A 4,108-nucleotide genomic window follows, 5' to 3' on the forward strand; every position below is an offset into this window, starting at 1 on the left:
GGCCCGTAGATCCGCCGAGGGCCGCGCGCTATCGCTACCGCGCGAGCCGGTCGGTCAGTTGTCGTCCTCGTCGATCAGGAAGCCGCGCATCGGCGACGGCGCCTGCTGCATCGGCTGCTGGCCCTGCGGCCGGACCGGTGCCATCGGCTGGGTCATCGCCGGGGACATCTGCTGCTGGCCGCCGTAGGACGGAGCACCGCCGGAGGGGCCGCCGTGGCCGCCCATCGACGGGTTGCCGCCCATGGAGTGCGAGCCCATGCCCGCGCCGGCGCCGGCCATCGAGGGGGACGGCGGCAGCGAGGCGGTCGCCGGGGTCCGCGGCGGGGCCAGCGAGTCGTCGGCCTGGTTCTCCAACTGGCGCAGCTGGCTCTCCAGGTAGGACTTGAGCCGGGTGCGGTACTCGCGCTCGAAGCCGCGCAGGTCCTCGACCTTGCGCTCCAGCGTGGCGCGAGCGGACTCCAGCGAGCCCATCGCCACGCGGTGCTTTTCCTGCGCGTCCCGCTCCAGCGCGTCGGCCTTGGCGCGGGCGTCCCGCTCCAGACCCTCGGCGCGGCTGCGCGCCTCACCGACGATCTTGTTGGCCTCGGACCGGGCCTCGGCGATGGCCTGATCGGCCGTCTGCTGAGCGAGCGAGAGCACACGGGCCGCGCTGTCGCCGCCCGGCCCCTGACCCTGCTGCGGCAGCTGGGGGCCGGGGCCGCCCATCGGACCGTTCTGGCCCATGCCGCCCGGGTTCATTCCGTTCTGACCCATGGGGCCGCCGAGCGGGCCGCCCATCGGGCCGTTCTGACCCATCGGACCGTTCTGACCCATCGGGCCAGGGCCGTGCGGGCCCTGCGGACCGGGGCCGTGGCCGCCGGGGCCGGGCGGCAACTGCGGGGCGCCGCCGGGCAGCTGAGGGGGGCCGCCCATCTGTTGCTGCTGTTGTTGCTGCTGTTGCTGTTGCTGCTGTTGCTGAGGCGGCACAGGCTGCGGACCGGATATGGCGGCGGGCACCGGGGCGCCCGGCCGCTGGTCCTGCGGCTCCTGCTGCTGCTTGCGCATCCCCTGCTGCTGGTTCTGCGCGGCGGCCCGCGTGGCCGCGGCCAGCTTGGCTCGCAGGTCCTCGTTCTCGCGCAGGAGGCGGGTCAGTTCGGCTTCGACCTCGTCGAGGAAGGCATCGACCTCGTCCTCGTCATAGCCTTCTCGGAGACGGACGGTCGTGAACTGCTTGTTCCGTACGTCCTCGGGGGTCAACGGCATCTCTTCTTCACCTCAACGTAGTCGTCGGCAATCGGCAAGAACGTATGTGACATCGCGCTCACAGCCAGCTCACGAGGGTGATCAGGATGTAGACGATGATCATCAGTACGAAGAAGGACAGGTCGAGCGCCACGCCCCCGAGACGCAGCGGCGGGATGAACCGCCGCAGAAGCTTGAGTGGCGGATCGGTGACAGTGTAGGTGGCCTCCAGAACGACCACCATCGCCTTGCCGGGTTGCCATGAGCGGGCGAACTGGAAGACGTAGTCCATCACCAGCCGGAAGATCAGCACGATGAGGAAGCAATACAGCGCGATGTAGATCACCTGCTGTGCGATGCCCATCTCGCGCGTCCCTCTCCCCTTGCTCGTACTCGGCCAGTTGGCCGTTACTCACTGTCTTGCCCGGTGTTACGTCTCAGCTCTGGTTGAAGAACCCGCCCTCTGCGATGCGGGCCTTGTCCTCCGCCGTGACATCGACGTTAGCAGGAGACAGCAGGAACACCTTCTGCGTCACCCGCTCGATACTGCCGTGCAGTCCGAAGACCAGACCGGCCGCAAAGTCGACAAGTCGCTTCGCGTCCGTGTCGTCCATCTCGGTCAGGTTCATGATCACCGGCGTGCCCTCGCGGAAGTGTTCCCCGATGGTACGGGCCTCGTTGTAGGTCCGCGGGTGCAGTGTGGTGATGCGGTAAGGCTCCCGCTCGGACACAACCTTGGGCATGATCACCGGTGCGTTCTTCTCCAGAGACTGACGTTCGGGTGTGATGGACGCCACGGGGGCGATTCGCGCGGGTCGTCCGGTTTCCGCTACGAGCGGAGCAGGCTCCCGCTGCGCCGGCGGGTGCGCGACTCGCACCGGTTCGTCCTGTTGCGTCTGTTGGGGCTGCTGCTGCCTTCGAGCCCGGTCGGGCTCCGGCTCGGGTTCGAACTCGTCATCGGGGTCGAACCCCGGGCCGTCGTACCCATCGTCCTCCACGAGGCCGAGGTAGACCGCCATCTTGCGCATCGCGCCGGCCATGCTCCGCATCCTCCGCTCTGTGGTGGATCGGCTCCGTCACCGGTCGCCCTGGATCCACTCGGCCTACCCGCCTTTTGGCGGAAATGACCATATTTTGTGCTGTGGTCCGACCTGCTTGGCGACGTTACCTGAGGCTGGGTCGGACTCCGAGTACCGCAGTGCCGACGCGTACATGTGTCGCCCCCGCCGCCACCGCGTCCTCAAGGTCCGCGCTCATACCTGCTGACACCATGTTCGCAGCCGGATGAGATACGCGCAGGCCCGTTGCGATTTCCATCAGCCGGTCGAACGCCGCCCGTTGTCTGCCGGCGTACGCCCCGGACAGCGGAGCCACTGTCATGACCCCGTCCAGCCGGAGCCCTTCGGCCGCGGCTATCGCGTCCGCCAGCGCCTCGACGCCGTCCGGCGCCACCCCGCCGCGCTCCCCGCGCTCGCCCGACTCCGCGTCGAGGGCCACTTGGACGAGCGCGCCGAGCTCCCGGCCGGCCCGCACCGCCGCCGCGGAGAGCGCCGTGACCAGTCTGGACCGGTCGACGGACTGCACCACATCGGCGTAACTCACCACAGACCGTACCTTGTTCGTCTGCAATTGACCCACAAAGTGCCAGTTGAGGGGCAGATCGGCGGATTCCGCGGCCTTCGGCGCGGCGTCCTGGTCGCGGTTCTCCGCGACATGACGCACCCCCAGCTCCGCGAGCAGCCGGACATCGCTCGCGGGGTAGGTCTTGGTGACCACGATGAGGGTCACGTCTTCACGCTTGCGGCCGGCGGCGGCGCAGGCGGCAGAGATACGTTCCTCCACCCGCGCCAGATTCGCGGCCAGTTCATTCCTGCGATCCGTCACAGCTCAGCCGTCCAACCAGACATAGCTCGCGAGCCGCCCGGTCGTGCGCTCGCGCCGGTAGGAGAAATGGTCCGTCGACTCCAACGTACAGACGTTCGACCGAACGTCGATGTCGACGCCGAGGCGGGCGAGTTGGGCGCGTACGCCCGCCGGAACATCCACGGCCGGGGTCGACCACGAGGTGGTGGACCACGCCTCGGGCACGGCCTCGGCGACCTCGTCGCGCATCGCCTCCGGCACCTCGTAGCAGCGGCCGCACACCGTGGGCCCGAGACGGCCGACGATCCGCGCGGGCTCCGCGCCGCGGCGGACCATCTCCGCCACGAGCTCCGGCACCACCCCGGCCACCAGCCCCGGCCGCCCCGCGTGCGCGGCGCCCGCGACCCCGGCTTGGGGGTCGGCGAGCAGCACCGGAGCGCAGTCGGCGGTCAGGACGGCGAGCGCGAGGGAGCGACGGGTGGTCACCACCGCGTCCACGGCCGGGGGTTCGGCGTCGCCCCACGGGGCGTCGACCACGGCCACGTCGCGGCCGTGCACCTGGCGCATCCAGACGACCGCCGCCGGGTCGAGGCCGAGCGCGCCGGCCGCGAGACGGCGGTTGGCCCGTACGGCCGCGGGGTCGTCGCCGACCGCGCCGCCGAGGTTGAGCGTGTCATACGGAGCGGCGCTCACCCCGCCCCACCGGTCGGTGAAAGCGAAGTGCGCGCCGCTGTCGTCGTGCTGTTGCCCTATCACTTCAGGGAGTTCACTTGAGGAAGTCCGGAACGTCCAGTTCCTCGGCCGTGCTGTCCTGGTACGGACGGGCCGGCGGGACCTGCGGCGTGCTGATCGGGGGCGGCGGGACCTCGGAGACGGGGGACGTCTCGGCCGGGGCCGGCTCCTCGTCGCGCGGGGCCGTGACGCTGCCGAGACCGCCGAAGGACGGGCGGGCCGGCTCGGCCGGACGGCTCGGGGCCGGGGCGGGAGCGCTCTCCTCCCGGTTGCCGTAGGTGGAGCCGAGCAC

At 70.4% G+C, this 4,108-nt stretch carries 5 protein-coding genes and 1 pseudogene; all 6 read right to left on the reverse strand.

What is annotated here, in order from left to right; genetic code table 11:
• Positions 1-54: 54 nt before the first annotated feature.
• Positions 55-1,242: a DivIVA domain-containing protein gene (locus tag ACFU99_RS35665; RefSeq protein WP_384400371.1), complete on the reverse strand. Its 1,188-nt coding sequence runs from the start codon at positions 1,240-1,242 to the stop codon at positions 55-57.
• Positions 1,243-1,300: 58 nt separating this feature from the next.
• The gene (locus tag ACFU99_RS35670; RefSeq protein WP_384400374.1) at positions 1,301-1,585 is read right to left on the reverse strand and encodes a YggT family protein; all 285 of its coding nucleotides are present in this window, start codon (positions 1,583-1,585) and stop codon (positions 1,301-1,303) included.
• Positions 1,586-1,658: 73 nt separating this feature from the next.
• Entirely contained in the window at positions 1,659-2,261 is a 603-nt protein-coding gene (locus ACFU99_RS35675; protein ID WP_030883534.1) for a cell division protein SepF, read from the reverse strand.
• Positions 2,262-2,385: 124 nt separating this feature from the next.
• Positions 2,386-3,105: a YggS family pyridoxal phosphate-dependent enzyme gene (locus ACFU99_RS35680; protein WP_384400377.1), complete on the reverse strand. Its 720-nt coding sequence runs from the start codon at positions 3,103-3,105 to the stop codon at positions 2,386-2,388.
• 3 nt (positions 3,106-3,108) lie between these two features.
• On the reverse strand, positions 3,109-3,840 hold the full coding sequence (gene pgeF, locus ACFU99_RS35685) for a peptidoglycan editing factor PgeF (RefSeq protein WP_384400380.1): 732 nt from the start codon (positions 3,838-3,840) through the stop codon (positions 3,109-3,111).
• Positions 3,841-3,850: 10 nt separating this feature from the next.
• Positions 3,851-4,108, reverse strand: a pseudogene (locus ACFU99_RS35690) (cell division protein FtsZ); the annotation flags it as partial.

The sequence above is a fragment of the Streptomyces sp. NPDC057654 genome (assembly GCF_042800135.1).
Classification (GTDB): domain Bacteria; phylum Actinomycetota; class Actinomycetes; order Streptomycetales; family Streptomycetaceae; genus Streptomyces.